The following is an 832-nucleotide window of genomic DNA, read 5'->3' as shown; positions in this document are numbered from 1 at the left end:
ATCCCGGTATCTTCGCCGAGATATTGTCCAGGATCGTCGCTGCGGCCGGAGCGCCGTTGCCCCATTGGCACACCTGCGCGTAGATCACCACATTGTTCTTTGCCCGCGCCTCGCTGGCGCAGACCCAGCCGGTGATCTGCCCGTCCTCCAGTTCCGTTCCCGTCCACCGCACTCCCGTATCGGTCGCGTCGGTCTTCTGGAATCTCCATCGATATTTGCCGCTCAGGTGGATGACGGCATTGCTGCACGCATCGAGACGCTTGGCAAAAGCGTTGCCAAGCAACACCGTCGCTGCTTTGGAATCGACAACCGTCGCAACGGCTTGACGGACCGCATGCTCGTACGTGTCCTTGTCCTCTTTGTAGAGATTGCTCCGCCATCCGGTATAGGCCACGCCAACCGTGTTGGTGTCCAGCCCGAACAGCGCCGCACAGTCGGGGTTGCCCTCGTCGATGACAGGGGGTGATGGAGGCCTGGTCCAACCGGGCGGGGGCGTGCCCGTCCAGTTGAGTTTCGAGCCGACGATGTCGCCGACCACTTCCGGCGGCACGAGCAGCTCGTCGATGCGATTGAGCGCCAGCGTCGGCCCGACTGTGGGTGTCGGCGAGGGTGCCACCGAAGTGGCGCTGTGGCCGCCGCCCTGCCCGCCGCCGCACCCAACCGCCAACGCGACCACTACAGCCCCGAGCGCCGAAACAATGAAACGAATCCTCATTTCGTCTCCTTGCCAAAAGGGCGAGATCCGTATCTGTTGGTCGAAGAATAGGAGCAGTGCGAGAAACGCGGATCGATTTCCCCAACTTGCTTGCTGCTTGGCGTCGGTCTCAAGTCG

At 62.5% G+C, this 832-nt stretch carries 1 protein-coding gene; it reads right to left on the bottom strand.

Annotation, left to right across the window (positions count from 1 at the left end; translation table 11 throughout):
- Positions 1 to 715 (bottom strand): sensor domain-containing protein (locus tag A5713_RS29615; RefSeq protein ID WP_156751755.1); only part of this gene is annotated, 715 nt, incomplete at its 3' end.
- Positions 716 to 832 lie beyond the last annotated feature (117 nt).

The sequence above is a fragment of the Mycobacterium sp. E2497 genome (genome assembly GCF_001668695.1).
GTDB lineage: Bacteria > Actinomycetota > Actinomycetes > Mycobacteriales > Mycobacteriaceae > Mycobacterium.
Note: the sequence above shows the minus strand (reverse complement) of the source record. Positions and strands in the feature narration are given on the sequence as shown.